This window comes from Acinetobacter sp. 12966 (assembly GCF_031196995.1).
GTDB classification, from domain to species: Bacteria; Pseudomonadota; Gammaproteobacteria; order Pseudomonadales; family Moraxellaceae; genus Acinetobacter; species Acinetobacter geminorum.
The window spans coordinates 1-1,367 of the sequence record NZ_JAVIMC010000068.1 but is presented as its reverse complement, the minus strand read 5'-3'; the positions used below and the strand labels follow the sequence as shown (position 1 = coordinate 1,367).

Sequence of the window (1,367 nt, the reverse complement as noted above, 5' to 3'; positions counted from 1 at the left end):
TGATGTGTGCTGAAAAAACAGGAGGTTTTAACTTGGTAAACTAAACACACTCATCAGGAGTTTACCATGAGCAAGAAACACAAGACTTACACCACAGAATTTAAAGCTGAAGCCATCAAATTAATTGAAGCCAATCAAGGCAATGTCTCGGAAACAGCCAGACAACTTAGCATTTCAATGCAAACTCTTTCAAATTGGAATACCAAAGCAAAGGCTGGAACTTTAGCAGGTACAAAACAGTATTCACCTGATCTAAACGCTCTACTCGAAGAAAATAAAAAACTCAAACAACAGCTCAAAATAGCTGAAATGGAACGTGAATTTTTAAAAAAGGCAGCAGCGTACTTTGCCAAAGAAAGTCAGTAAGGTACGCCTATATGAAACAAAAAAGATATTCTTTTCCAATTACCTTAATGGCTCGATTACTTCATGTTTCAGTTTCATGTTTTTATGATTGGCTCAAGAGAGGCGTGAGCAAAAGAACGATTCAACGAAATCAACAGACGATATTGGTGAAAATAGCCCATGAGGAGACAAGGCAGAGCTATGGTTATATTCGATTAACCAAATACTTACAAGCTCAGGGTATAAAAATGAGTATGTACGCTGTACGTCAGATAAAAGCGCTGAACCAGCTGTATTGTAAGCGACACAAGCGTTTTAAAAGGACTACGAATAGTGACCATAATCGAGCGATCTATGAAAACCTGCTGGAGCAACAATTCTCAATGACTAGACCAAATCAAGCATGGTCAAGTGATATTACGTACATATGGACTGTTGAAGGATGGCTGTATTTAGCAGCGGTAAAAGACCTTTACACGAAGCAAGTGGTTGGCTATAGCTTAAATGAGCGCATGACAACACAGCTTGTTTGTAATGCGCTAAATATGGCTATTCACAATCAAAAACCAACCAAAGAACTGATTGTGCATTCAGACAGAGGAAGTCAATATTGCAGCCAGGAATATCGAAATATACTTGAGCAATATGGTTTTCAAGGTTCAATGAGCAAGCGCGGAGACTGTTACGATAATGCACCGATTGAAAGCTTTTGGGGAATACTGAAAAATGAGTTAGTGCATCATTACAACTATCAAACCAGAGAAGAAGCCCAAGCAGATATTATAAAATACATTGAGTTATTTTATAATCATCGAAGAATTCAAAAGGGTTTGGGTTTTAAGACACCAAATCAAATGGCCGAAGACTTTTATAAGTTGGCTGCCTAGAATCTCCCAAGGGAAAGTCTCCTGATAATTCAGCGTATATCAAAATTCGTGGTAGATATCATCAAAGTCTTGAAGATAGTACTACTAGACCTTTGCTACAATTTATTCAATTATTAATGAAACACGAAAAAAATT

1 protein-coding gene is annotated in these 1,367 nt (G+C 37.3%); it reads left to right on the top strand.

Annotation, left to right across the window (positions count from 1 at the left end; translation table 11 throughout):
- The first annotated feature begins 66 nt into the window (after positions 1-66).
- Positions 67-1,232, top strand: a protein-coding gene (locus RFW85_RS10670) for an IS3-like element ISAba22 family transposase (RefSeq protein WP_106105013.1) whose coding sequence is annotated in 2 segments (ribosomal slippage) — positions 67-325 and positions 325-1,232 — 1,167 coding nt in all. Because the reading frame shifts where the segments join, the coding sequence is not laid out codon by codon here.
- Positions 1,233-1,367: the final 135 nt, after the last annotated feature.